Genomic DNA, 22,935 nt, shown 5'->3' with positions numbered 1-22,935 from the left:
GGAGAGTCGCAGTGACCACTGCCGAGCCGACACGGGCGAAGCGCAGCACGGCTACCACAGGCGCCACGGGGAGCCCGGAAGGTACGGGCGGACCGGGCGCAGCCGGTGCACAGGACGGCACGCGTCCCCTCTCCGACCGTCGCCCGGCGGGTGGTCCGGCCGGCCGTCTCGCCGGCGGTCTCGACGACCTCAAGGAGCGCTGCCTGCGGCACCCGGTGCTGCTGACGACCGCCGTGGCGGCGGCCGTCCACCTCCTCTGGTTCTTCTTCTTCGCCAACAGCGGCGGCGACATCGCGGCCCAGGACGCCTGGGCCGAGTTCGTCGGCCGGCACCCCGGAACCGCGTACAACCTGGCCTGGTACGGGGGCATGCACCCCGTCTCGTACAGCGTCGTCTCGCCGTATCTCATGTCCGTGCTCGGCGTCCGTACGACGATGATGGTCGCCGGGACGGTGTCGGCGGGGCTGACCTCGCTGATCCTGTACCGGGTGAAGGCGGTCCGTAACCCGCTGGCCTGCTCGATGGCGGGCGTCTTCGCGTATCTGTGCAACGCGCTGTCGGGCCGGGTGACGTTCGGGCTCGGCATGATGTTCGCGGTCGGCGCGGTGGCGGCGGTGTTCTGCTGGCCGTACCGCTGGCGGTACAAGCGCTGGGCGAAGGCGGCGGTCGCCGCACCGCTCGCCGCGCTGGCGACGGCGGGCAGTCCGGTGGCGGGGCTCTTCCTCGGGGTGGTCGCGGCCGCGCTGTTCCTGAACAAGCGGCGGCCCGGCGCGTACGCCCTGGGGCTGGCGCCGGTGGCCGTGGTGGCGCTGTCCGCGTGGCTGTTCCCGTTCTCCGGCACCCAGCCGATGTCGATCGCGACGCTGTCGCTGCCGTTCGTCTTCGCCGCGCTCGTCTTCTTCCTGGTGCCGGGCGACTGGAAGACGGTGCGCACGGCCGCCGCCGTCTACGGCATCGGGACGCTGCTGACGTATGTGGTGGACTCGCAGATCGGCTCGAACGTCTCGCGCATGGCGATGCTGTTCGCCGGGGTGGCACTGCTGGCCGCGCTGCCGTTCTCGGTGCCGCGCTCCCGGAAGTGGTACGCGCTGATCGTCGCGTTCGCCGGGCTGAACTTCTGGATCGGGTTCAAGGGCGTCGACGACATCGTCCGGACCGCGCCCACCGCGTCGTGGGCGCGCGAGCTGGCGCCGCTGGTCGACCAGCTCCAGAAGGTGGGGGCCGACCGGGGCCGGGTCGAGGTGGTTCCGCCGAGCAGCCACCGGGAGGCCGCGGCGATGCTGCCGTACGTCAACCTGGCCCGCGGCTGGAACCGGCAGGCCGACATGGAGCGCAACCCGCTCTTCTACGACGACACCCTGAACCCGGTCAACTACCGGCAGTGGCTCGACCGCTGGGCGGTGCACTACGTGGTGCTGCCGAAGGGCGATCCGGACTCCAGCGGCGCGGTGCAGGAGGCGGAGCTGGTCGGCAAGGGGCAGCCCTACCTCAAGGCGATCTGGTCCGACAGCAACTGGCGGCTCTTCGCGGTCGACAGCCCGGTGCCGATGGCCGATCCGCCGGCGACGGTCGACGAGGCGGGCGCCGGGGAGCTGACCATCCACGTGAAGGAGGCGGGCCGGGTGCTGATCCGCATCCCGTACTCGCGCTGGCTCGCGGTGGTCGACGAGGACGGCAAGAGCCTGGACCGGCCCGAGGAGACCGAGGCGTCCAAGCAGCGCGCGGACAAGGACTCCCCGAAGTCGTTCGTGAACACCAACGGCTGCCTGATCAAGCTGGACGAGGACGAGCACGGCGACGAGTGGACGGAACTGCTCGCCCCGCGCCCCGGCGTGTACCGGCTGGGCGCGCCCTACCAGCTGTCGCCCGGCACACCCTGCCCGGACGAACTGCGCTGAGCCCCCTGGCCGGTTCCCGTGCTGCGGTACGGGGAGCGGCCGGACCAATTCCGTACGATCGCTCCCTGCGGGGACGAGGCACTGGCATGGTGTGCTGCCATGAGGTGCCAACAGTGCGGCGGCGAACGACGCGGTGCGCTCCCCGGTATGAGCTGTCCCGACTGCGCATCCGTGACGCGAGCGGGCAGCGGCGACGGTGCGTGGATCGCCCGGGAGACGCTCGCGGGCCGGATCTCCACGCTGCCGGGAAGCCGTAAGGCCTGGCTGGCGGCGGGGGTCGTGGTGCTGACCGGTTCCCTGGTGACGGCCGTGGCGTTCATCGCGTCGGCGGGCGGCGAGACCCGGACCGGGGCCGTCGGGCGTGCGGGCACGGGCGGCGGGGGCGCCGGTGACCGGGTGGGCGGCGCTCCCACCCGGATCAGCCCCTCGGCCGCGGCCCCGGCCTCCACCGGCCCGGCGTCCTCACCGCCCCCGACCCCGGCCCCCTACCGCTACACGGCGTGGGCGGGCCCCGGCTGCTCGACGGGTGAGTACCGCGAGTACGGGCGCTTCGAGAACGGTGACGCGGGCTGGTACACGGTCGGTTCGGGCGGCTTCCGCGACGGCTCGTGCGACGGCCGCTTCAGTGCCGTACCGATGTCGGGCAGTCCGGACGAGGACCGGGGCAGCACCGCCACCTGGTCCTGGCACCTGGGTTCGGGGTACCGGGAGTGCGCGCTGACGGTCTTCGTCCCGCGCTCGGACCGCGACCGGGACGTGGCGGGGAACCCCACCGTCTACCGGGTGCTCTCCGACCCGGGGGACGCGGACTCGGCGTACACGGGCTTCGCCGTACGCCAGACCGTGCACCGGGGCAGCGCGGTCGATGTGAACAGCTACCCGGTCAAGGGCGACACCTTCGCGGTGCAGCTGATCGACCGGGGCCGGGACTGGGGCAGCACGGAACTGCTGGGCGCACACCACGCGGCGGCGCAGCTCAAGGTCTCCTGCCGCTGAGCCGGCCACCGGCCCTCAGCCATCGCCCATAAGCCATCGGCTGCCGGTGGGGTGGCCGGGCCGGCCGGGGTGGATACTTCCCCGATGGACACCGACACCTCGCGGGCAGCCTGGCGCAACACGACACACGACTGGGCCGCCGCCGTGGACCCCGGTCATCTGGAGGGCATCCGGCGGGACCCCGCCGCGTTCGCCCCCGGGGGCGCCGGGCACCTGGTCCTGGAGGTCGTCGCGTACGCCGCCGACGAGGCGGAGTGCACCGACGGCGGGCACGCCGTCATCACGCTGCACCCCGACGGATCGGTATCGGTCGCGGACGACGGGCGGGGCACGGACACCCGCCGCGACGAGCAGGGCCGGGCGGTGAAGAAGCCCGTCATGGCAACGAAGGACCTGCGGTTCTTCGACCTCCCCGGCGCGCAGACGCTTCCGGACGGCCATCCCCGGCGGGGCATGTCCGTCGTCGCGGCGCTCAGCGACCACCTCGTCCACACCAACCGCCGTCGCAACGGCTCCTGGACCCAGCGCTACGAGCAAGGGGTTCCGGTGACCGGCCTGGACCCGGTCGACGACGACGGCACGACGGGGACGCTGGTCAGCTTCCGCCCGGGGGAGTCCCTGCGTGCGGGCCAGGGCCTGGACCCGGACGAACTGCTGCGGCGGGCTGGGGCGGCCTGGCCGCACCTGACGGTCAGGATCGACGACCTGCGCGAGGGCTGAAGCCCGGCGCCCCGGAACCACCTCCCACCACCGCTTGCGTCCGTACCCCGGACCGGCATGAGAGACAAGGCAGGTCGCACCATGCCGGCACCCTCCGGCTTCAGTTACGAGTCGCGCAACGACGGCACCGTCGTCATCACCCATCGCGAGCGGAAGGCGACGACGCTGCGGGGTGACCGGGCGGCGAAGTTCGTGGCCGAGGTGGAGGCCGGGGACGCCCAGGCGGTGATGGCCCGCTGGACGGGCGCGTACAAGTTCGGCAACGAACGCATGGCCCGCAACCACCCCAGGAATCAGGGGCGTTGATCTGAGCGGCGGCCCCCGGCGTGGTGGCGGCCGGGGGCGGGCTCCCCGCTGCGGCGCTCGTACACGGTGACCTGGCGGCCTCCGGTGACGGTTTCGGAGCAGCGGACGAAGTGGGCTTTCAGGACGCGCTGTTTGGCCCGGTCGCGATCCGTGGTGGCGGGCGGCGCTCCCACGTCACTGACGACCAGGATGCGGCGTGCGGCGAGCATGGCGTGCGCTATCCGGTCCGGGCTGCCCTCGACGCCGTTCATGGTGCCGGATCCCGGCGGTTCCCGGACCAGGGCCAGGTCTCTGATCCCGGTGAACTCGACGGGCGAGACGAGGGCGGTGTCGCGGCGGGCCGCCGGTATGTACAGCACCCCGTCCCCGTCCTCCCGGGCGGCGGCGACGCTCGCGGCCGTGGCCAGCACGTCGTCGATCCGGCCGGTGGCGTCGCGCAGCGACAGCTGGACGGGAAGCAGCCCGAGGAAGGCGAGCGTCATGACCCCGGCGACCGTGCGACGGGGCGGAGTGCGCAGCCGGAGCGCGAGCGCGTGGCAGGCCCCGCCGATGAGCAGGGCGAGCCCGAGGTGGCTGAACAGGACGTAGCGGGTGAGGTAGACGGGCCGGAACAGAGAGGCGGCGAGCAGCACGAGCGGGGGAACGGCCAGCAGGGGCAGCCCGACTGCGGCGAGCGTGAGCCGGGCGGGGGAGGGGGTGGAGCGGGACGGTGAATGAGGCGGCGGAGGAAGCTGGGCCTGGGCCGTGGGTCGGGCTGCTGCCGACCGTACCGCCCATGCGCAGAGGGTTCCGGCGGCCAGCGTCAGCAGGAGGCCGGTCAGTGTTCCGGCGGTGACGGGGCGGATCCAGGCGACCTGTTGCGACTGCGCGCTGCTCGCGACGACGAGGGGGAGCGCACCGGCCACCGCGCAGGCCGCGGCGGCTGCCCAGCGCAGCACGGTCGCGCGGGGTGGCCGGGCGAGGACGATCGTGACCGCGTGGGCGCACAGCATCAGCAGCGAGAACCAGTTGAGCAGGGCGGCGATCAGTGCCGTCGCGCCGTACGCCGCCCAGCGGCCCGCGCCCGGCCGCTCCACGCCCGCGACCAGCAACAGGCAGGCCAGCGCCGCGCAGGCCGTCACCAGGGCATAGGGCCGACCCTCCTGCGCGTACTGCTGGACGGCGGGAATCAGAGTGAACGCGAGCCCGGCGCCCAGCCCCGCGCACCGCCCCGCCAGCCGGGCACCGAGCAGGGTGATGAGGGCGGCGGCGCCGGCCATGGCCAGGACGGACGGCAGCCGCAGGACGACGAGGCTGTCCCCGGCGACGGCGAAGACCTCGTGCATGAACAGGTAGTAGAGGCCGTGGACGACGTCGATCCGGTCCAGCAGGTGCCAGATCTCGGGGACGGTCCGGTGCGAGGCCTGCCATGTGGCCGCTTCGTCGCGCCACATGCTGTTGTCGCGGGTGATGCCCCACAGGCCGAGCAGGAGGCTGAGGGCCGCCGGACCGACGGCGGATAACCCGGTCCGTCCGCACCATTCAGATGTTCTGGGCATGACAAACTCTCCGGCCGAGGCGAAGGGGACCACCGGAACACCGGCAGTCGCCGGACGGTCCCGATCACCTGAATCACGCTAGGCGGCACGCCTGTTGGGGTCGTCACCTGCGATGGCGAACCGGGGGGTCCGTCGCGGGAACTACGAATGACCGTCCTTCGCCCGGGGGATGTAGTCCTCCCGGCTGCGCCCGCCGGACTCGCTGCCGGCGCACTCCACGCCCATGGCGCCGCCGGCTCCGCTTGTTCCGCCGGTCCGGGGGGTTCGTAACGTTTGTTCTATTCTCTGTGAGATTCTTCTGTGGAGGCTGCGGCGAGGTGCGGCCGCGCCGGGCAGGCGGGGACCCTCGCCGATGGACGAAAGGCGGACCCGTTGCCGGACAGGGCGGACTCGACACAGCAGGGCCTGCCGGGGCGCAGGCTGGCATGGCCGTGGTTCCTGGTGGTGGTGATCGTCTACGCGGGCATCATCCAGGGCCTGGGACAGCTGATCGGCGTGGACACCGACTACTCCGACAGCGAGTTCCCCACCGCCGAGTCCCTGGTGCGCAACGCGCTGATACCGATCGGGGCGTCGATCGTGTTCGGGGCGGCCGTCGTGACCTGGCTCGGCTGGTGGGGCGAGGTCCTGCGCTACCGCGCGCCGGTGCGGCGGTGGGTGCGCTGGGTGCCGGTCTCGATGATCGCGGTCGCCCTGATCGCCCTGAACTACGGCCACCTCGCCGATCAGAGCCCCTCCCTCGTGGCCTGCCTGATCCTGCTCGGGCTGTTCGTCGGCGTCGGCGAGGAGCTCATGTTCCGCGGCATCGGCGTCCACGTGTTCCGCCGTGCCGGATTCACCGAGGGCAAGGTCGCGCTCTACTCCTCGATCGTCTTCGGCCTCGTGCACGTCAGCAACGCCTTCGGCCAGGGAGCACAAGCCCTCATCCAGGCGGTCATCGTCTCCACCTCGGGCTACTTCTTCTACCTGTGCCTCCGCGTCGGCGGCGTCATCCTGCTGCCGATGCTCGTCCACGGCCTCTGGGACACCAGCCTGCTCTCCAGCCTGGTGGGCGACGAACCCCAGACGTACCCGGGACTGGTCCTCATCATCCTGCTCCAGGTCGTCCTCATCGCCGTGCTGGTCGTCAAGCGCCCTCCGATCGAGGCCAGGAACAAGACCGTGGCCCCGGAACTCCCGGGCTGAGCCCGGTACAGGGGCGAGGCGGAGCCCCCGGGTTACTCAAGCGGAGGTGAGTACGTGGACTCAGGTCGGCTGCGGCGTGAGCAGGAACGATTGAGCCATGTCGCAACGACCTCTGAAACTCGTTCCCCAGCTGACGGCGATCCTCGTGCTGGCCGTCATGACGCTGGCGCTGTGGGCTGCCTGGCTGGGCTGGGACCAGCACCGTGACGTGCAACCTGATGGTTCGGAGACCGGCCCGTACGAGGCGTGGCAGGTGATCGGGCTGGTGCTGTCGCTGCTGGCGCCGGTGTACTGGGCGGCGTCCAGGCGCTACATCGCAGGCGCCGTGCTCGGCGTCACGGGCGGCCTGACCGTTGCCGCGTACTACGACTGGTCGGACGACTCCAGCGGTCTGTTCATGGTCGGCGTGGTGATGGTCATGGTGGGGAGCCTCGTCGTGACCGGCATCGCCTCCGCCGTGATCGCCTCCGTGACATCGAGGGCCGGCTCCGTTCGATAGCGGTGTCAGTGCCTGGTGGCAGACTCGGTCGGCATGAGCGATCAGGTGAGTCTGAGAGACGTTGAACCGGACGATCTGGAGGAGTTCTTCGCGCAGGAGCACGATCCCGAGGCCGTGCAGCGGTCCAGGTTCCCGCCCCGGGAGCGGGAGGCCTTCATGACCCACTGGGCGACGAAGGTTCTCGGGGATCCCACCAACTTCGTGCAGGCCATCACCGTCGACGGAGAACTCGCGGGCAACGCGGTGGCCTGGTGGGACGAGGGGCGGCGCTTCATCGGGTACTGGCTCGGCAGACAGTACTGGGGCCGGGGGATCGGCACACAGGCACTGGCGCTGTTCCTGGAGCGGGAGCAGGCCCGTCCCCTGCACGCCGATCCGTACGTCGGGAACACCGGCTCGGTGCGACTGCTGGAGAAGCTCGGCTTCCGGCGGACCGAGACGGTCCGGTACGGCGAGAACGAGCACATCATGCTGGTGCTCGACGAGAACCCCGCCTGAGCCCACCACAGTTCGAACGGCCCGGAGTGGACCGAATCCTTGCCGCACGATGCCCGAGCACGAAGCCGCGTGGTGCTGACCTGCCTGGTCAGATCACGCGGCTGCGTACTCGGTTCTGCGAACCCGAGGCGGGGGTCAGTACTGGCTGGTCGTGTACTGCGGCGTCGTGTCCCTGATCTGATGTTCTTCGTCCGGTGCGCGCCGGGCGAGCTTCTCGCCCTCGATGTCGACGTTGGGCAGGATGCGGTCGATCCAGCCGGGCAGCGACCACGCGCGCCGGCCGAGGAGCGCCAGGGCGGCGGGCACGATCGTCATGCGGACGACGAAGGCGTCGAAGGCCACGGCGATCGCGAGGCCGAAGCCGAGCGACTTGATCATGGCGTCGTCGCCTCCGACGAAGCCGGCGAACACGGAGATCATGATGAGGGCCGCTGCCGTGACGACCTTCGAGCTGTGCTTGAAGCCGGTCTCGATCGCGGTGCGGGCGTCGGCCCCGTGGACGTACGCCTCACGCATGCGCGTCACCAGGAACACCTGGTAGTCCATCGCGAGGCCGAACACGATGCCCACCATGAGGATCGGCATGAGGCTCATGATCGGGCCGGTCTGTTCGAGGCCGACCAGGTCCTTGAGCCAGCCCCACTGGAAGACGGCGACGAGCGCGCCGAGCGCGGCCAGGACCGACAGGAGGAAGCCGAGCGCCGCCTTCACGGGGACCATGACGGAGCGGAAGACCAGGATCAGCACGAGGACCGCCAGGCCGACGACGAGCGCCAGGTAGGGAAGGATCGCCGCGCTGAACTTGTCGGAGACGTCGATGTTCAGCGCGGTGGAACCGGTCACCATCGACCGGGCGCCGGTGGACGACCCGGTGTCGGCGGCCAGCGAACGGATCTCGCCGACGAGCTCCTTGGTGGCGTCGCTGCTCGGCCCGCTCCTGGGGATCACCGTGATGATCGCGGTGTCGCCGGCCTCGTTGAAGGCGGCGGGGGACACGGACGCCACGTCCGGGAGACCGGCGACGGCCTTGCTCATGCCGGCGGCGGTGCTGCGGGCGGTGCCGGGGCTCCGGTCGTCGACGGTCAGGGTCAGCGGGCCGTTGAAGCCGGGGCCGAAGGAGTCGGCCAGGATGTCGTACGCCTTGCGCTGGGTGGAGGACGCGGGCTTGGAGCCGTCGTCCGGCAGCCCGAGCTTGAGCTGCGTGGCGGGCAGGGCGACGACGCCGAGCGCGACGACCGCGAACACGAGGACCTTGACCGGCCTGCGCAGGACGAAGGCGATCCAGCGGTTGCCGGCCGTCACCCGGGGAGCCGCGGCCGGGGCCGGAGTGCGTGCGGACTTCTTACGGGCTTTGCCCAGGACCCGCTCCCCGGCGAATCCCAGCAGCGCCGGCACCAGGGTGACGGCCACGAGCACGGAGACGACGACAGCTCCGGCGGCGGCCAGGCCCATGGCGGTGAGCATGGGCAGGTTGACCACGGCCAGGCCGGCGAGGGCGATGACGACGGTCACGCCGGCGAAGACGACGGCTGAACCGGCGGTGCCGTTGGCCCGGGCCGCGGCCTCCTTCGCGTCGTACCCGTCCGCCCGTTCCGAGCGGTAGCGGGAGACGATGAACAGCGCGTAGTCGATTCCCACGGCGATACCGAGCATCGACGCGAGCGCCGAGGTGTTGCTGTTGAGATCGAAGATCGCGCTCACCGCCGTGATGGCCGTGGTGCTGACACCGACGCCCACGAGGGCGGTGATCAGCGGGAGACCGGCGGCGATGAGGGACCCGAAGGTCATGACCATGATGACGGCGGCCAGGGCGAAGCCGATGGCCTCCGCGGAGTGGCCTCCCTCCGGGGCCGCGAGCGCGTCACCGGACGCCTCGACCGTCAGCCCTTCGTCGCGGCCCGCGTCCAGTGCGTCGTCGATGCCGGTGTGGTCGGCGTCGGTCAGGTCCGCCGCGGCAGCGGTGTAGTTGACCTGGGCGTAGGCGGTGGTGCCGTCCGCGCTCACCGCCTTCGTGGCGAAGGGATCACTGACCCGGCCGATGCGGGACGAGGAGTTCCTGAGGTCCGTCAGGGCCGCTTCGGCCGCCGCCTTGTTCTCGGCACTGCCGATCCTCTCGCCGTCGGGGGCCCGCAGCACGACGCGAGCGGACGCGCCTTCGGCGTTGGCGGCCGGGAACTTCTCCCCGAGGAGGTCGAAGGCGCGCTGGGACTCCGTACCGGGCAGGGTGAAGCTTGAATCGGCCGAGCCCGAGGTGCCGGCCGCGCCGGCGCCGACGGCGCCCAGGACGACGGCCCACAGGAGGACGACCAGCCAGCGCCGCCGGAAGGCGAACCGGCCGATCCTGTGCAGGAAAGTTGCCATGAGGGTGTGACTCCGTAGGGAAGGAAGGTGCTCGGTGGGCGGACATACGCGGCTTGAACGGTGCGTCGCTCCTCGCTCAGCACTTCCGTTCCTGGGGCCGGGGTCGAGGGGTGCCGCAGCGCCCGCATGGTCCGCGGGCGCTGCGGTGCGTACCGGCCGCCGTCCCCACAGGGCGCGGCACGCCGTCCGGTCACATCACCGCGTGAGACGGTCCCGGACCCCAGCGGCGCGGTGCGGCCACCTGACCTGACCGGCCGCAGCGCCGCCGGCCATGTACGCCGTCGGCACTGACGGCGCTGATACCGGCGGCCGGCCTCGGGGGAAGGACCGGCCGCCGGTGATTTCCATGGTTTCCTGCGAAGGCGCCCCGCGATGTCGGCCGTAGGTACTGTTCCGGCGCGGGCCTGTCGGTCATTCGGCCGACACGGCTACCGGGATCCGTACACCTACGCTGACCAGCGTGGACCTGGACCTTCCGTTTACTCCTGCGGTCAAACGCCTCATCACCGTGTGCGCGCTGCTCGCGCTCGCCCTGACGGGGTTCGCGGACGTCGCTCTGCTGTCCATGGCGCCCGATCCGTGGCACCCCGCGACGAACTGGCTGCCCGTCCTGGTGACGGGCCCGCTCCTGATCCTCGCCGTCGGCGACACACGCTTCTCGCCCCCGTTGCTGCCGCGCATCTGGATGGCGGTGGCGATGTCACTGACGTTGAGCGGCATCTGCGTCGCGGTCCCCCAGACCGGGTCCTCCGTGGGCGCACTGGAAATCGCGGGACTGCTGGGTCTGCTTCTCCGCACCGCCGCACGCACCGCGCGCCCGAAGGCGGCCGCCGCATCCGCCGCCGCCCTGAGCCTGACCGTCCTGGTCGTGCCCTTCCGTACCGGCTCGTGGCCGAGCATCGTGGCGGGCGTCTACGTCCTGACCGTGATCCTCGCCATCGTCATCACACTCGGCTGCGCCGTCCGCGCCATGGAGGCGAGACGCCGCCGGGCCATCAGCGACGTACGCCAGGCGGAACGCCTCGCGCTCGCCCGCGATCTGCACGACCTGATCGCCCATCACATGACCGGAATCATCGTGCAGGCGCACGCGGCAACAGCCGTCTACCCCACCGCACCCGACAAGGTCGAGCCGATCCTGCGGAACATCGCGCAGGCCGGCACCGAGACGCTGGAATCCATGCGCCGCCTGGTCCGCGTGCTGAGGGAGGACAACCACACCGCGGTGCGCCCGGGCGACCTGCTCAGCGAGCTCGCCGAGCTGACCGCGAGCTACTCGACGCCCGCAGCCGCCGGCCCCGCACCCGCCACTGCGCGCCTCGAGGCCACCGCCGCCGCGCGTACCGCCCACATCAGCCCCGAAGTGGAGATCTCCGCCTACCGCGTGGCCCAGGAAGCACTCACCAATGTGCGCAGGCACGCCCCCGGCGCCCGGGTCGACGTCCGCCTCGACGCCGACAGCACCTGGCTGCAGCTCAGCATCACGGACACCGGAGGACCCCAACGCACCGCTGCGCCGGCCGGCGGCCAGGGCGGCTTCGGCCTCATCGGCCTGCGCGAACGGGTCGAAGCGCTCGACGGAGCGCTCCACACCGGCCCTCTGCCCAACGGCGGTTGGGAAGTGAGAGCCACCTTCCGGCTACGTGCCCCGTCCCCGGCCCAGGACACGGCCGCACCCGCCGGCCCTCCGCCCGCGGCCTGACCGGCCGGGCAGCTCATCCGGCCGGCCGCACCGCGCCGTGCTCCCACGCCCACGCAGCGATCTCCACCCGGTTGCGGGCCTCGACCTTGGCCTGGATCCGGCCCAGATACGTCTTGACGGTCGACAACGACAGGAACAGCTCGTCGCAGATCTCCTGATTGGTGCGGCCCACCGCGATCAGCCGCACGATGTCCAGCTCCCGCACGCTCAGCCCGAACGCCTCCACCCCGGCCGGTGCTGTACCCAGCTCGGCCTGCTCCAGCCGCTTCAGCAGCCGCACCGTCACCGCCGGGGACACCAGCGCATCCCCCCGGGCGGCGGCGCGCACCGCCTCCACCAGCAGGGCGGGCGTCGCGTCCTTCAGCAGGAACCCGCACGCGCCGTTACGCAGCGCGGTACGCACGTAGTCGTCCTGGTCGAACGTCGTGATCACCACGACGTTCAACGGATCAGCGACCCCCGGACCGGCCAACTGCCGGGTCACTTCCAATCCGTCCAGCCGAGGCATCCGGATGTCGGCGAGCACCACCTGCGGGCGCAGCCGGCGCGCCAACTCCACGCACTCCACGCCGTCTGCCGCCTCCCCGACCACCTCGATGCCCGGCTGTGCATCCAGGATCATGCGGAAACCGGCACGCACCAGCTCCTGATCGTCGGCAACCACCACGTCAATACTCATTCCGGGCATGCGCCAGTTCGTATCACAGCGCTCAGCCCAGGGCCCTGCCGGCGACCTGTCCGTGCTGGCGCTCGGAGGCATGTCCTTGGCCCGCGGATCGGTCTCGGCTCATGCCCTCGGGCCTGTCCGGTGCGGGCGCGCGTCGGCGGCGGTGGCGGCGACGCGCAGGCCGGAGGCAGGGTGCGGGAGCGGCCGGAGCCGGGTGCGCGGACGGCGCGCAGCGCCGAACCGTCGGGTGCGGTGCCTCGATGAGGCAGGAAGGGCGCCTCCTGCTCGTGCAGCACGTTGGAAGCGGTGCCTGTTCAGGCGGCCCGACGGGTCATACCCAGGTCTGACCCCGCAGTTCAGCTCCTGGTCCGACGCCCCGCGGGGACGCCGCAGGCATCGTCGTCAGCATGACGAACCCGACGACATCCAAGGCCACCGCGGTCTCGACGATCGGCGTCCGACTGCGTGCCGCACTGCCTGTGGAGCGGTTCGAGGGGACCGGCTTTCCCGGGCGTTGGGTGGGCGGCACCGCCATGGTGTTCGGCCCGCTCCTGATGCTGACCGGCGCGTTGTTGCGGGCCCGCTTCCCCTTCTTCTACCCCGATCAACTCGCGGCTTACGAGCGGCATCCCACCCTGATGGCCACCGCATACGGCCTCTTTGCCGCGGGCAGTCTGCTGCTCTGGCCCGCCGTGGCCGTGGTGGCCGCACGGATCGGGGCCCGCGGTGCCGGATGGGGGCTGTGGGGCGGAGTGCTGGTCGTGTTCGGGCTGTTCGCCCGCGCCTTCCACGCGGGGGTGGACCATCTGGCCTTTCAGCTCGTGCGTTCGCAGGGAGTCGGGCCCGCCACCGAATCGGTCTCCGTCGGCTACGGCGCCTTTCATGTCTTCGCCACGCTGAACCTCGCCATCCTCGCCGGGTGGCTGGTCCTCGCACTGGGCGCCTGGCGCACCCGGGTGCTCGGCCCGGTCCGCGCTGCCGCACTCGCCCTCACCTCAGCACTGCCCCTCGGGGTGCTGAAGGGAACCACCCCTGTGTCGCTGGTGGCCCTGACCGGACTGTGCGCAGCACTGGTGCCGCTGGGTGTGGCGCTGCTGCGTGAAGCGCCCCGTCCCAGTCGGGCGGCGGTGCTGCGCTGGGTGCCGCTGACCCTGGTGACGCTCGGGCTGATGATGCTGCTGGGACAGGCCGGTTGAGTGGGCGCGTACAGATACGGTCGGGTCATGAAGCTCAAGGGGCAGGGCCATCTCTATGCCCTTGACCTCGGCGCGGCCCTGGCCCTGACTGCCGTGTACGTCGGCTTCACCGGGCTGACCGCCGATGACGGGCAACCCGCCTACACGGGACCGGTCTGGCTCGGCTGGCTGATCGCCGCCACGGTCGGCCTGCCGATCGCCGTACGCCGCCGTTGGCCGCTTGCGGTCCTGGCGGCCGTGCTGGCCGCTCTGGCCGCGGCATCGCTCCTCGACATCCCCCGTGAGCCGTACGTCGCCGCCGGGCTCGCTGCCTACCTGGTCGGACTGGCCGAGCCGGCCCGCAGGTCCGTGCCCGCACTCGCGGTCACGCTGCCGGTGGCGTGCGGAGCCGTGTACCTCGGCGAGGCGGTGGTGACTCCCGCCGAGGACTGGCGGGGTGCCGTCGGGGTGGCAGGGCTCGTGCTCCTGGTGATCGGCGGGGCCTGGGGCGCGGGGTTCACCGTGCGCGGCCGCCGGGCCGAGGCTGCCCGGGAACAGCGGCGTCGGTCGGAGCGTGCACTGGACGAGGAGCGTCTGCGGATCGCCCGTGAGCTGCACGACATCGTCTCGCACAACCTGAGCCTGATCGCCGTCAAGGCGGGCGTCGCCGGGCATGTGGCGGAGGCGGACCCGCGGGAGGCGCGGGCCGCCCTCAAGGTCATCGAGGAGACAAGCCGTTCCGCACTGGCCGAGATGCGGCGCACGCTCGGCGTGCTGCGTATCGAGGGCGCGCCTCTGGGACCCGTTCCGGATCTCGACGGCCTCGGCTCGCTCGCCGCGCAGGCACACCGGGCCGGGGTGGACGTCGACCTGACGGTGCACGCCACGGAGGGCCTGGCCGAGGGGACGCGGCTGACCATCTACCGGATCGTCCAGGAGGCCCTCACCAACGCGGTCCGGCACGCCGCCCCGACCCGCTGCCAGGTCACGGTCGAGGCGGGTGCGCGAGAGATCCGCATCGACATCGCGGACGAGGGGCCACCGTCTGCACGTGGGCAGGCCGCCCGCGAACCGTCGCGCGGGCATGGCCTCTTGGGTATGCGGGAGCGGGCGATGATGTACGGCGGCAGCTGCGAGGCGGGGCCCCGGCCGGAAGGCGGCTTCGCGGTGTCCGTCCGCCTGCCGGCCGAAGGGAACAGATGACCATGACCGACGTGCCCCCGGTCCGGGTACTGATCGCCGACGACCAGGCGATGGTGCGCGGCAGCTTCCGGGTCCTCGTCGACCACACGCCCGGCATGACGGCCGTGGGCGAGGCCGCGAACGGGGCGGAGGCCGTCGAACTCGCCCGCCGTGAAAGGCCGGACGTCGTGCTGATGGACGTACGCATGCCTGACCTCGATGGCATCGGGGCGACCCGGAAGATCTGCTCGGACCCGGCCCTGCCGGGCGTCCGCGTCCTCATCCTCACCACCTTCGACCTGGACGAGTACGTCTACGCCGCTCTGCGCGCCGGAGCCGCGGGCTTTCTGCTCAAGGACACCCCGCCGACCGAGGTCCTCACCGCCATCGGAGTCGTCGCCGCGGGAGAGGCCCTGCTCGCCCCCTCGGTGACCCGTCGCCTGATCGCGGAGTTCGCCCGCCGTCCCGAGCCTGCGCGCCCACCCAGTCGCACGCTGGACGGGATCACCGACCGGGAGTTGGAGGTACTCGGTCTGATCGCACGGGGGTTGTCCAACACAGAGTTGGCGGAGCACCTCCATCTGAGCCCGGCCACAGTCAAGACCCACATCGGGCGGCTGCTCGCCAAGCTGCGTGCGCGTGACCGCGCCCAGCTCGTGATCGTCGCCTACGAGACCGGGCTGGTGGGCGACCACCGGCGTGGGGTCTGAGACGCACGGGACAGGCGGACCTCATCAGACCGAAAGCCCTGCCGCCCGTTGGGACGGCAGGGCCTCCGACTGGTAATCGGAGCGAACAACCCTGTGGGCCGATGTACCCAGCCCCTCAATGGTGGTCGAACGGGGAGACGATGATCTCGGAGTTGACCGACAGCAGTGTGTTTCCCGCGCTGTCGAAGCTGACCAGGCGGGCATACGCCCTGCCGTTCACGTGCAGCTCGGCGAGATATCGGGCAGTGCCAACCGCGCCGGTGGCGCAGGGGATGTTGTTCACGGAACGCACCGCCGTGCCATCGGGGTCCACGACGTCGACCCGGAATCTGGCGCAGTTGCTGGGGAATTCCTGGATGTGGCCCAGGCCGAGGAATTCTTGTGGTCCGAGGCCGATCCGGTCGACGCAGACGTCGCCCTTGAATCCGTTCTGATCGAATGACGTGCATTTCCTGAACGGTGGTACCCAGTCGGCCTGGGCCGGACTGCCGGTTGCGGCGATCATGCCCACGGTAGCGGTCGCCACGACGACCGCTGTGGAAATGGAATTGCGGATTCTCATTGGTGCCCCCTCGCGCGACAGTGAACCTTCAGAAGTGCCGTCCACCAGTGGAAACCAGCTTTTCCGACGGATCGGCGATTCGCTACGGTAACCGGCCGGCTCCGGGACGTCGACGGCCGCAGTTGAACAGCTCATCCGGCAATGATCGAAAATCCGTCCCGGCGTTCAGTTCGACAACCGGTACCCCAACCCGCGGATCTGACGTTTGCTCAGTACGCTGTCGCGGTGTCGCGGTGGTGGATCAGGCAGTGCAGCAGGGCATTCCGTCCCTTGAGGTGGTGGAACGGTCCAAGCGGAAACCCAGGTATCGCAAATGGGGGGCTGAAATGCCCCAGCTATTGACCGCGGGTGCGAGCTTGTCCCTTGTGGGCGGCTGGGGCCTCGGCACCGTCGCCCTGGCGCTGCTCGTCATCGGGGCGGCGGCGATCTGCGGGGTTGAGCCGAACGACATTCCAGCGGCACCGCAGGCCCTCGCCGCCGGTGGGGAACGGGTTCCTGGCCGTGGCCGCGGCGGGAAACCCTGCCACCCACCAGGGTGATCACGGTGTACTCCAGGGCTTGGCACGAGAAGGCCGCGAGCCGGTGCGGGTCGTGTCAAGGGACGATGAGTTCGGTGAACCTGCTGGTCATGGCTTCTCCAGGTTGGTGGTAGTGGAGGCGGGTGTGCTGAGGATGCCGTCGAACGCGTCGACGACCGGGGTGTGCTGGTAGATGTTCTGCATCCGAATGCGGTCGGGGCCGTTGAGCTGCTCAGCCCGGGCCTGACGAAGACCGGCGACGGCGTGGCCAAGGCCGGCCTCGGCGAAGGCCGATTCGACGCTTCCCGGCGCGGGTGGCTCCAGCGGGGTGTCGTGGACGGTGAATCCGAAGGGAGCTGTCTCGTCGCGACGCATGTCGGCGGTGTGGCCGGTGATGCTGGTCAGGCCAAGGGCGAAGTACGCGTCACCGAGGGCGTGGTGCAGGTGCTGACCCATGGGAAGTCCCGTGAGGTGGCCGTCGAAAGCGATAGGCGTCCTCTGGAGGTGGGCGTTGTGGGCCATCAGTACGACGCGGTCTGTGGGCTTGAGCCGGTCGAGGTGCCACAAAAGTGATTCCGCCATGTACAAGTCGCGGGCAGAGGTGTCGGCGGTGAGCCCGTCTCCGGCGAAGAGGCCCGCCATCGCACGGAAGGTGTAGTCGCCGTGGCAGGCGGCCTCCAGGCAGCGCAGGGAGGTGTCGTAGCTGTGCCGGTCTCCGCGGGAGAGATACAGCGGCTTCAGGGCGCGAAACCGGATGAGCAGTCGCGCAAGAAGTGCGCTGAGGGTGTCCTGTTCGTTGGTGGTCAGACGCGCCCATGCGGGTGCGGCCACTGCCGCGGAGTCACCGGCGAAGGAGGCGGCGATCGTGGTCACGCTCTGGAGCGCCGGCAGGGTCTCCGGATCGATGTGGCGAAGGTAGTCGGTGACCGGTGTGAGGGCGGGAAGCAGCGATCCGCCAGCCGCCGGGATATCGATTCCTGCGAACCGCACCGGCTCTGCGACGGTGCGGTTGTGGCGGCGGAGAAAGCGCAGCGGATCCTGGAGCCCGATGGGGACCGCGTTCGCCAGGAGCGCGGAGAGGCCGTCGTCCGTTCCCGAGCCGCGGGTCCAGGCATCGAGGGGTAGGGCTTCGCAGAAGCCGTACTCGAAGGCCAGGACGGTGAAGCCGCAGCGTTCAACGAGGAACCGCAGGAGGCGTTGGCGCATCACGGCGAACTCGTCGATGAAGTGTGAGTGTTCACCGAGGCCGACCACGCGGGCACTGTCCAGGAGGTCGCCCAGCGGTTCCAGGTCGTCCAGGGGTGCTGTCGGGTCGAGGTGCATGAGTGGGGTGGCATGGCCTTTGAGCCAGCCGGCAAAGGTCGGCCGATCAGTGGTGGTGGGCACGGTGGCGGCTCTTTTCGGAGAGGAGGTGATGAGCGCGTGGCGCCGGCCTACGGGTGCGGGAGGCGGGGTGCCGCGTCCTGCAGCTCGTCGACGCTGCCGGACATCAGCGTCCGTATGTGCTCGCTGATGTGCTCCGGGGGCCAGTTCCACCAGGCCAGGGCGAGCAGCCGGGCGATGTCCCGGTCGTCGTACCGGGTGCGGATGAGGCGGGCCGGGTTGCCTCCGACGATCCCGTAGTCGGGCACGTCCTTGGTGACCACCGAGCCGGCACCGATGATCGCGCCGTTGCCGATCCGTACCCCGGGCATCACGGTGGCGCCGTGCCCGAACCAGACGTCGTGGCCGACGACGGTGTCGCCCCGGTTCGGCAGTCCGGTGAGCAGATCGAAGTGGTCCGACCAGGAGCCGCCGAGGGTGGGGAAGGGGAAGGTGGAGGGGCCGTCCATGCGGTGGTTGGCGCCGTTCATGATGAACCGCACCCCGGTGCCCAGCGCGCAGAACCTGCCGATGACCAGCTTCTCCGGACCGTAGTGGTACAGCACGTTGCGGGTCTCGAACGCGGTCGCGTCATCGGGGTCGTCGTAGTAGGAGTACTCCCCCACCTCGATCAGCGGGGACTTCACCAGCGGTCTGAGCTGGACGACCCGTGGCTGGCCGGGCATCGGATGCACGACGGTGGGGTCAGCAGGTACGGGCATGGCGGGCTTCCTCATCGTGTGGGCGTTGTGGGTACGCGGTCGGTGGCAGGCTCTGGTGCCTCAGTTCCTCGTCGGTCGCAGGGAACCCGAACCTGGCGAGCGGGGTCTGCGGCAGCTCGGGCAAGAGCGTGTCGCAGGATGCACCAACGGGTGCAGGCCCAGGCGATATGGGCATCCGCGCGGATCAGGATGACGTCGGCCGGCCGGTTGTCCGTGCCGGCGGTATGGATGTCCTCGCGGTGCGCCCATCCTCCGGCGATCTCCCGGAGCTCCGGACGGCCCGCGAGACCGAGGAACACGGGGCGCGCGGGGGGCATGAGTTCCGCGACACTATTGGCGCCCTGACCATGTCGGCGGGGCCGGGCACCAGAGCACCCTCGTCTAGCCCTACCAACTGGGGTGGGGAGGTGCCACTCAGCATGCGTTACGGCGCGGGAGCAGCCCCCGCTCACAACCGGCGGGTGAACTCCTGGCGGTCGGCGAAGTTCTCGTAGCCCGCCCGTTCGAAAGCCATGATCATCGCCGTGTTGGCCGCGTCGCAGTCGCCGCGGATCTCCTCTGCGCCCGCTTCGACCAACAGCCGCGTGCCGCGGGCCACCACCGCCGTCGCGTAGCCGTTGCCGCGGCAGGCGGGAGATACAGCCACCAGGCCGATCACCGCGATCGAGGGGTTTCGGGCGGGGAGGCTGAGAGCGGCCGGCGTGCCGTCCGGAGCGTAGCCGAGTTCCCACCAGGAGGGATCGTGGGAGAACTCCTCCATGTCCGCGAAGAGGCTCTCCGCGGCACGCCGGGCGCCATGCCGGGCGACCCTGGCGGCGAGTTGGGCGTCGGCACTGGTCGGAATCGCCTCGGCGAGGAGAGCGATGAACGGCTCACGGCCCAGACTGGGCAGCGAATGCCAGGTCAATCGGTCATCATGCGAGGTGAGTTCAGCCCCGGTGCGACGGCGGAAGCGGCGACCGTCACGGGCGTGCTCGAAGCCCGCCAGACGGAGAAGCTCGGTGCGCCGTTCCGGCTCCGCCTGGTACTGCGGCGGCTGCGTCGGCGAGTCTGTGACGTGCTCCAGCTCCGTGGCGCCGAGCGAGTCGGCCAAGGCGGCGGCCTCCGCCAGCAGTGCCAGGCCGGTGGCCAGGCCGGGCTCGTCCCACGGTGTCTCAAGGAGCACCAGGGCCATCGGGATGTCGTTCCCGGGAAGGGTCCATAGTGCGGTGGCCGCGGTGAGCCGACCGGCTTCGTCCTCCGCGACCAGACACCACTCTGGCCGGGTGCACTTCTTGGCCAGGAGGTCGGTGAGGTAGGCGGCCGTCCCGGCGTTGCGCTCGGGCTGGCCGGAGTGCTCGACGAGGGAAGGTAGTTCGTCTGGGCGCGCTATACGTATATGCATGTACTGGGATCATCCTGTCTCTCGATGACGTAGCTGGCTTTGCATGGAATCGCCACCCGGCACCGGCACGCCCGGCTGCTCCTGTCCTTGCCGAATCGACCACCGGATCGGGGCCTGCCCGACTGGGTACTGTCGATCTCCTGCCGCGGCGGTGGAACCCACGACCGATCGCCGGTGGTCGTGGCCCGGCGTCGGGTGGTGTGGCGTAGGGGTCTCATTCCACCGGGTAGCGCACCACCAACACCCCCTCCACATCACTCCCCACCGCCTCGTACTGATGCGGTACATCCGCCGCCCACCGTGCGTGGCTGCCCGGGCTCACCTCGAACGGGGCGGAGGCGGGACCGACCCGCGCCGTGCCGCTGAAGACCAGCAAGTGCTCCTCCGCGCACGGCACATGAGCCGAGCACTGCACCGCCCCGCTCTGGATGCGGATGCGATACACCTCCGACTCCGCAGCCGCGTTCTGCACACGGTCCCTCAGCACCGCGTGCACCGACTAGCGTTCCATAAACAGAACGTTCTGTAAACGGAACGATCGTGGCGATGCACACGCATCGCGGCTCAGGCGCGGGCTCGGACTTACTCGCCGAGAACCCGAAACCGCCACCTTCGATGAGGATGAACAGACCGATGCCGATCGGACCGCCGGGCGCGACGGCATCTCCGTCCCACTGACCGACCAGGCGGCCAAGTAGCTGTTGTCGTTCCGATCGTGAGGGGTGGGCGTCGAACGGGAGTCTCGTTCGGGTGATCGCGGTCGGCTGTGGGCGTGGAGGCAGGGCTCTTGGTAGCTCGGGGTTGCGAAGCCGGCCGAGATCCGGGAGACCCTGGTGCCGCATTTGTGCGTGCTCGCGCCGGTGGGGTTCAACTCGGCTGCTCTGTCGTGTGATTGTGTCGGTCACCGGTTCGGGAATGCGGCCGGCCACCCCGAGCGTGTTCGGCGGTATCCCTCGGACATGACGGATGCGGAGTGCCCCCTGTGGTCCGGCCGCTGCCGGTGCCGGGCGGGATGCGGAACTGGTGGTCGACACCCTCGGCCAGCCAGCCCCGCGAGACCAGGCGTTTCGCCTTCGACCGCAGCCCCTCCACCCTGGCAGGCACCACGTCCAGGCCGAACGCGGTGGCCATCTCCTGACAGGTCAGCGGCCCTTGACCGAGACGGATCCGATCATCGATCGCGGCCAGGATGCGCTGGTAGTCCACCGACAGTGCCGTCCCGGCCAGCCCCTCGCGCCACATCGGAACCTGTGACCTCGCTTCACCGCCAGAGGTGGAGACGCCTCCACCTCGGCTCCCGTCACAACGCCCTCTGGCACGTCGGTGGCGACCACGCGGGCTGAGTCACTGCCCGGCGCGGACAGCACCGCACGGCTTGCATGTGTAGAAGACCACCATGAGCCCTTCGGAGCCGATCCCTGCGAACGTCCACAGCAGGAACTTCCAGGCTGGCGCACGTTTTATGCCTTGCCGCCAACTTGAGAACATCAGGACGGCGACGAAGAGGCAGAACAACCCCAGCAAGAAGAAGAAGCTACCTATGACCCAGAACAGAAAGCCCGTCACTTACCTCCCCCTCGAATCCCTGCTATCACCCTCTGAGGGTAGGCGCCCGGGAGCCGTTGGAACAGGCTGATACTCGTGGTCACGAGGTCGACTCCAGGGCATTGGAGGGCATCTTCCGTGGGGCGAGTGATCATGGCCCATTGAGCTTCCTGCGAGTCCGGCAGCCCATGGGGGAGCCGCGGAACGTCTACCGCTCGTTCACTCGCGTTGCCGAATCCGCCGGCCTCCGGGTTATCCGCCTGCACGATGCCCGGCACGGCTGTGCCACGATCCTGACTGCGGCCGGGGTGGCTCCTCGTGTCGTGACGGAGATCCTCGGCCACAGCCAGATCGGCATCACGATGGACGTGTACACGCACGTTGTCCAGGACACCCGGCGCGAGGCAATCAGCCACATGGACAGACTGCTCAAGAGGCGGCCCGGTCGTGAGTGACCGCCGCCGTTGAGGTCAGCTGTAGATGTCAAAGACCCCGGACCATGATCGGTCCGGGGTCTTTTCGCTTGTGCCCCCGGCAGGATTCGAACCTGCGACACCCGCTTTAGGAGAGCGGTGCTCTATCCCCTGAGCTACGAAGGCAACTGGGCGCTGACAGCCTAGCGGATCGCGCTTCGAGGGTGCGCCCCCATAAGGCGCATGGCCGGGTCGGCGGGCTCCGCAGGCCGGGTGACCTGCGGAGACGGGTTCCCGGTCAGGAGGTGGATGCCAGGGACGCGGCCTCCCAGCCGAAGCCGTCCGGGTCCGTGAAGGCGTCGGTGGCGCAGGTGATCGCGAGGCGGTGCGAGCCGGTGCCGTCGATGGGGACGCCGACGTCCTTGGCGAGGGCGCGGCGGCCGTAGAGGGCCAGCTTGACGGGGCTGTCCCCGGTGTCGAACTCGACGTACTTGCTGCCGAAGCTCTTCGCCACCGTGAAGCCGCGGTCGACGTAGAACCGCTTGGTGGCGGTCATGTTCGAGACTCCCAGCAGGAGCACCAGCTGGTCGATGTGGCCGGTGGCCGGGGCGGTGTCCTTCTTCGTCGACGTCGCGATCTTCCAGATCGTGCCGTCCGGGGCCTGGACGACGCCGCCGTAGCCCCAGAAGGACTTCGAGACGGGCTTCAGCGCTGTGGCGCCGGCGGCCACTGCGGCGTCGACGAAGCCGCGGACGTCGGCCGGCTGGGACACCGTGAGGGACAGCGAGAAGCCGCGGAATCCGGTGGTGGGTGCGTCCGAGGCGCGCAGGAGTACCTGGGTGCTCAGGCCGAAGGCGGTGTAGAAGCGGTTGGCGGCCGTCGTGTCGGCCACCTCGAGGGTGAGGGATTCGATGGAGTTCATGCGCTTCACGCTAATGACGGGGCGGGTGCGAGTGCTTCTCGATTCCTGACCGGTTCGGTCGCCGCAGGTC

The 22,935-nt window shown here is 70.3% G+C and carries 22 protein-coding genes, 1 tRNA gene and 2 pseudogenes; 12 read left to right on the top strand and 13 right to left on the bottom strand.

What is annotated here, in order from left to right:
* The first annotated feature begins 11 nt into the window (after nucleotides 1–11).
* The 4 genes from OG408_RS16715 (at nucleotide 12) to OG408_RS16700 (ending at nucleotide 3,920) form a co-directional block, all read left to right on the top strand.
* Nucleotides 12–1,898, top strand: coding sequence for an MFS transporter (locus OG408_RS16715; protein ID WP_326670576.1), 1,887 nt, complete (start codon nucleotides 12–14; stop codon nucleotides 1,896–1,898).
* A gap of 147 nt (nucleotides 1,899–2,045) precedes the next feature.
* A complete protein-coding gene (locus tag OG408_RS16710) occupies nucleotides 2,046–2,894 on the top strand; it encodes an adhesin (RefSeq protein ID WP_326670574.1) in 849 nt (282 codons plus the stop codon).
* Between the two features lie 84 nt (nucleotides 2,895–2,978).
* Nucleotides 2,979–3,614, top strand: coding sequence for an ATP-binding protein (locus tag OG408_RS16705; protein WP_326670573.1), 636 nt, complete (start codon nucleotides 2,979–2,981; stop codon nucleotides 3,612–3,614).
* Between the two features lie 81 nt (nucleotides 3,615–3,695).
* Nucleotides 3,696–3,920, top strand: a complete 225-nt coding sequence (locus OG408_RS16700; RefSeq protein WP_266779898.1) for a hypothetical protein — start codon at nucleotides 3,696–3,698, stop codon at nucleotides 3,918–3,920.
* Here the strand turns inward: OG408_RS16700 and OG408_RS16695 are convergent.
* Nucleotides 3,908–5,458 (bottom strand): glycosyltransferase family 39 protein, encoded by a 1,551-nt coding sequence (locus tag OG408_RS16695; protein WP_326670572.1) that lies wholly within the window; start codon nucleotides 5,456–5,458, stop codon nucleotides 3,908–3,910. The two genes, OG408_RS16700 and OG408_RS16695, sit on opposite strands and share 13 nt — an antisense overlap.
* Nucleotides 5,459–5,830: 372 nt before the next feature.
* Between OG408_RS16695 and OG408_RS16690 the strand changes: the two genes are divergently transcribed.
* The 3 genes from OG408_RS16690 (at nucleotide 5,831) to OG408_RS16680 (ending at nucleotide 7,640) form a co-directional block, all read left to right on the top strand.
* Nucleotides 5,831–6,643, top strand: a complete 813-nt coding sequence (locus tag OG408_RS16690) for a CPBP family intramembrane glutamic endopeptidase (RefSeq protein ID WP_326670570.1) — start codon at nucleotides 5,831–5,833, stop codon at nucleotides 6,641–6,643.
* A 97-nt stretch (nucleotides 6,644–6,740) separates the two neighbouring features.
* The gene (locus OG408_RS16685; protein WP_266779895.1) at nucleotides 6,741–7,142 is read left to right on the top strand and encodes a hypothetical protein; all 402 of its coding nucleotides are present in this window, start codon (nucleotides 6,741–6,743) and stop codon (nucleotides 7,140–7,142) included.
* A gap of 33 nt (nucleotides 7,143–7,175) precedes the next feature.
* Complete coding sequence (locus OG408_RS16680; protein ID WP_326670568.1) at nucleotides 7,176–7,640, top strand: GNAT family N-acetyltransferase; 465 nt, start codon at nucleotides 7,176–7,178, stop codon at nucleotides 7,638–7,640.
* Nucleotides 7,641–7,775: 135 nt separating this feature from the next.
* On the opposite strand, the gene OG408_RS16675 is transcribed toward OG408_RS16680, so the two are convergent.
* Entirely contained in the window at nucleotides 7,776–10,001 is a 2,226-nt protein-coding gene (locus tag OG408_RS16675) for an MMPL family transporter (RefSeq protein ID WP_266779893.1), read from the bottom strand.
* 460 nt (nucleotides 10,002–10,461) lie between these two features.
* Between OG408_RS16675 and OG408_RS16670 the strand changes: the two genes are divergently transcribed.
* Complete coding sequence (locus OG408_RS16670; protein ID WP_266779892.1) at nucleotides 10,462–11,703, top strand: sensor histidine kinase; 1,242 nt, start codon at nucleotides 10,462–10,464, stop codon at nucleotides 11,701–11,703.
* Nucleotides 11,704–11,716: 13 nt separating this feature from the next.
* Here the strand turns inward: OG408_RS16670 and OG408_RS16665 are convergent, their stop codons facing one another.
* Nucleotides 11,717–12,391: a response regulator gene (locus tag OG408_RS16665; protein WP_285568259.1), complete on the bottom strand. Its 675-nt coding sequence runs from the start codon at nucleotides 12,389–12,391 to the stop codon at nucleotides 11,717–11,719.
* A gap of 386 nt (nucleotides 12,392–12,777) precedes the next feature.
* On the opposite strand from OG408_RS16665, the gene OG408_RS16660 reads away from it, so the two are divergent.
* Genes OG408_RS16660 through OG408_RS16650 form a run of 3 tightly spaced genes read left to right on the top strand, consistent with a single transcriptional unit; the run spans nucleotide 12,778 to nucleotide 15,437 of the window.
* Entirely contained in the window at nucleotides 12,778–13,566 is a 789-nt protein-coding gene (locus tag OG408_RS16660) for a hypothetical protein (RefSeq protein WP_326670564.1), read from the top strand.
* A gap of 27 nt (nucleotides 13,567–13,593) precedes the next feature.
* Nucleotides 13,594–14,748, top strand: a complete 1,155-nt coding sequence (locus OG408_RS16655; protein ID WP_326670562.1) for a sensor histidine kinase — start codon at nucleotides 13,594–13,596, stop codon at nucleotides 14,746–14,748.
* The gene (locus OG408_RS16650; protein WP_326670560.1) at nucleotides 14,745–15,437 is read left to right on the top strand and encodes a response regulator transcription factor; all 693 of its coding nucleotides are present in this window, start codon (nucleotides 14,745–14,747) and stop codon (nucleotides 15,435–15,437) included. Before OG408_RS16655 ends, OG408_RS16650 begins: the two co-directional genes overlap by 4 nt.
* 115 nt (nucleotides 15,438–15,552) lie before the next feature.
* Here OG408_RS16650 and OG408_RS16645 read toward each other — a convergent pair whose 3' ends face one another.
* From OG408_RS16645 to OG408_RS16615, 8 genes and pseudogenes are all read right to left on the bottom strand, one after another.
* The gene (locus OG408_RS16645) at nucleotides 15,553–16,134 is read right to left on the bottom strand and encodes a hypothetical protein (protein ID WP_326670558.1); all 582 of its coding nucleotides are present in this window, start codon (nucleotides 16,132–16,134) and stop codon (nucleotides 15,553–15,555) included.
* Nucleotides 16,135–16,625: 491 nt separating this feature from the next.
* Nucleotides 16,626–17,903 (bottom strand): erythromycin esterase family protein, encoded by a 1,278-nt coding sequence (locus OG408_RS16640; RefSeq protein WP_285565021.1) that lies wholly within the window; start codon nucleotides 17,901–17,903, stop codon nucleotides 16,626–16,628.
* 47 nt (nucleotides 17,904–17,950) lie between these two features.
* Nucleotides 17,951–18,601, bottom strand: coding sequence for a CatB-related O-acetyltransferase (locus tag OG408_RS16635; protein WP_266779885.1), 651 nt, complete (start codon nucleotides 18,599–18,601; stop codon nucleotides 17,951–17,953).
* A gap of 11 nt (nucleotides 18,602–18,612) precedes the next feature.
* Entirely contained in the window at nucleotides 18,613–19,053 is a 441-nt protein-coding gene (locus tag OG408_RS40170; protein ID WP_353051420.1) for an aromatic-ring hydroxylase C-terminal domain-containing protein, read from the bottom strand.
* Complete coding sequence (locus OG408_RS16630) at nucleotides 19,050–19,985, bottom strand: GNAT family N-acetyltransferase (protein ID WP_326670557.1); 936 nt, start codon at nucleotides 19,983–19,985, stop codon at nucleotides 19,050–19,052. The genes OG408_RS40170 and OG408_RS16630 overlap by 4 nt, the downstream gene beginning before the upstream one ends.
* A gap of 214 nt (nucleotides 19,986–20,199) precedes the next feature.
* Nucleotides 20,200–20,481: a cupin domain-containing protein gene (locus OG408_RS16625; RefSeq protein WP_266779883.1), complete on the bottom strand. Its 282-nt coding sequence runs from the start codon at nucleotides 20,479–20,481 to the stop codon at nucleotides 20,200–20,202.
* A gap of 479 nt (nucleotides 20,482–20,960) precedes the next feature.
* Nucleotides 20,961–21,248: pseudogene (locus tag OG408_RS16620) on the bottom strand (hypothetical protein); the annotation flags it as partial.
* An 81-nt stretch (nucleotides 21,249–21,329) separates the two neighbouring features.
* Complete coding sequence (locus OG408_RS16615) at nucleotides 21,330–21,551, bottom strand: hypothetical protein (protein ID WP_266779882.1); 222 nt, start codon at nucleotides 21,549–21,551, stop codon at nucleotides 21,330–21,332.
* 173 nt (nucleotides 21,552–21,724) lie between these two features.
* On the opposite strand from OG408_RS16615, the pseudogene OG408_RS16610 reads away from it, so the two are divergent.
* Nucleotides 21,725–21,985: pseudogene (locus OG408_RS16610) on the top strand (tyrosine-type recombinase/integrase); the annotation flags it as partial.
* 71 nt (nucleotides 21,986–22,056) lie between these two features.
* Here OG408_RS16610 and OG408_RS16605 read toward each other — a convergent pair.
* Nucleotides 22,057–22,129, bottom strand: a tRNA-Arg gene (locus OG408_RS16605).
* Between the two features lie 112 nt (nucleotides 22,130–22,241).
* Nucleotides 22,242–22,865: a glyoxalase gene (locus OG408_RS16600; RefSeq protein WP_266779881.1), complete on the bottom strand. Its 624-nt coding sequence runs from the start codon at nucleotides 22,863–22,865 to the stop codon at nucleotides 22,242–22,244.
* Between the last annotated feature and the right edge of the window lie 70 nt (nucleotides 22,866–22,935).

Source organism: Streptomyces sp. NBC_01257 (assembly GCF_035917255.1).
Classification (GTDB): Bacteria; Actinomycetota; Actinomycetes; order Streptomycetales; family Streptomycetaceae; genus Streptomyces.
This window is presented reverse-complemented; position numbering and strand designations above follow the sequence as displayed.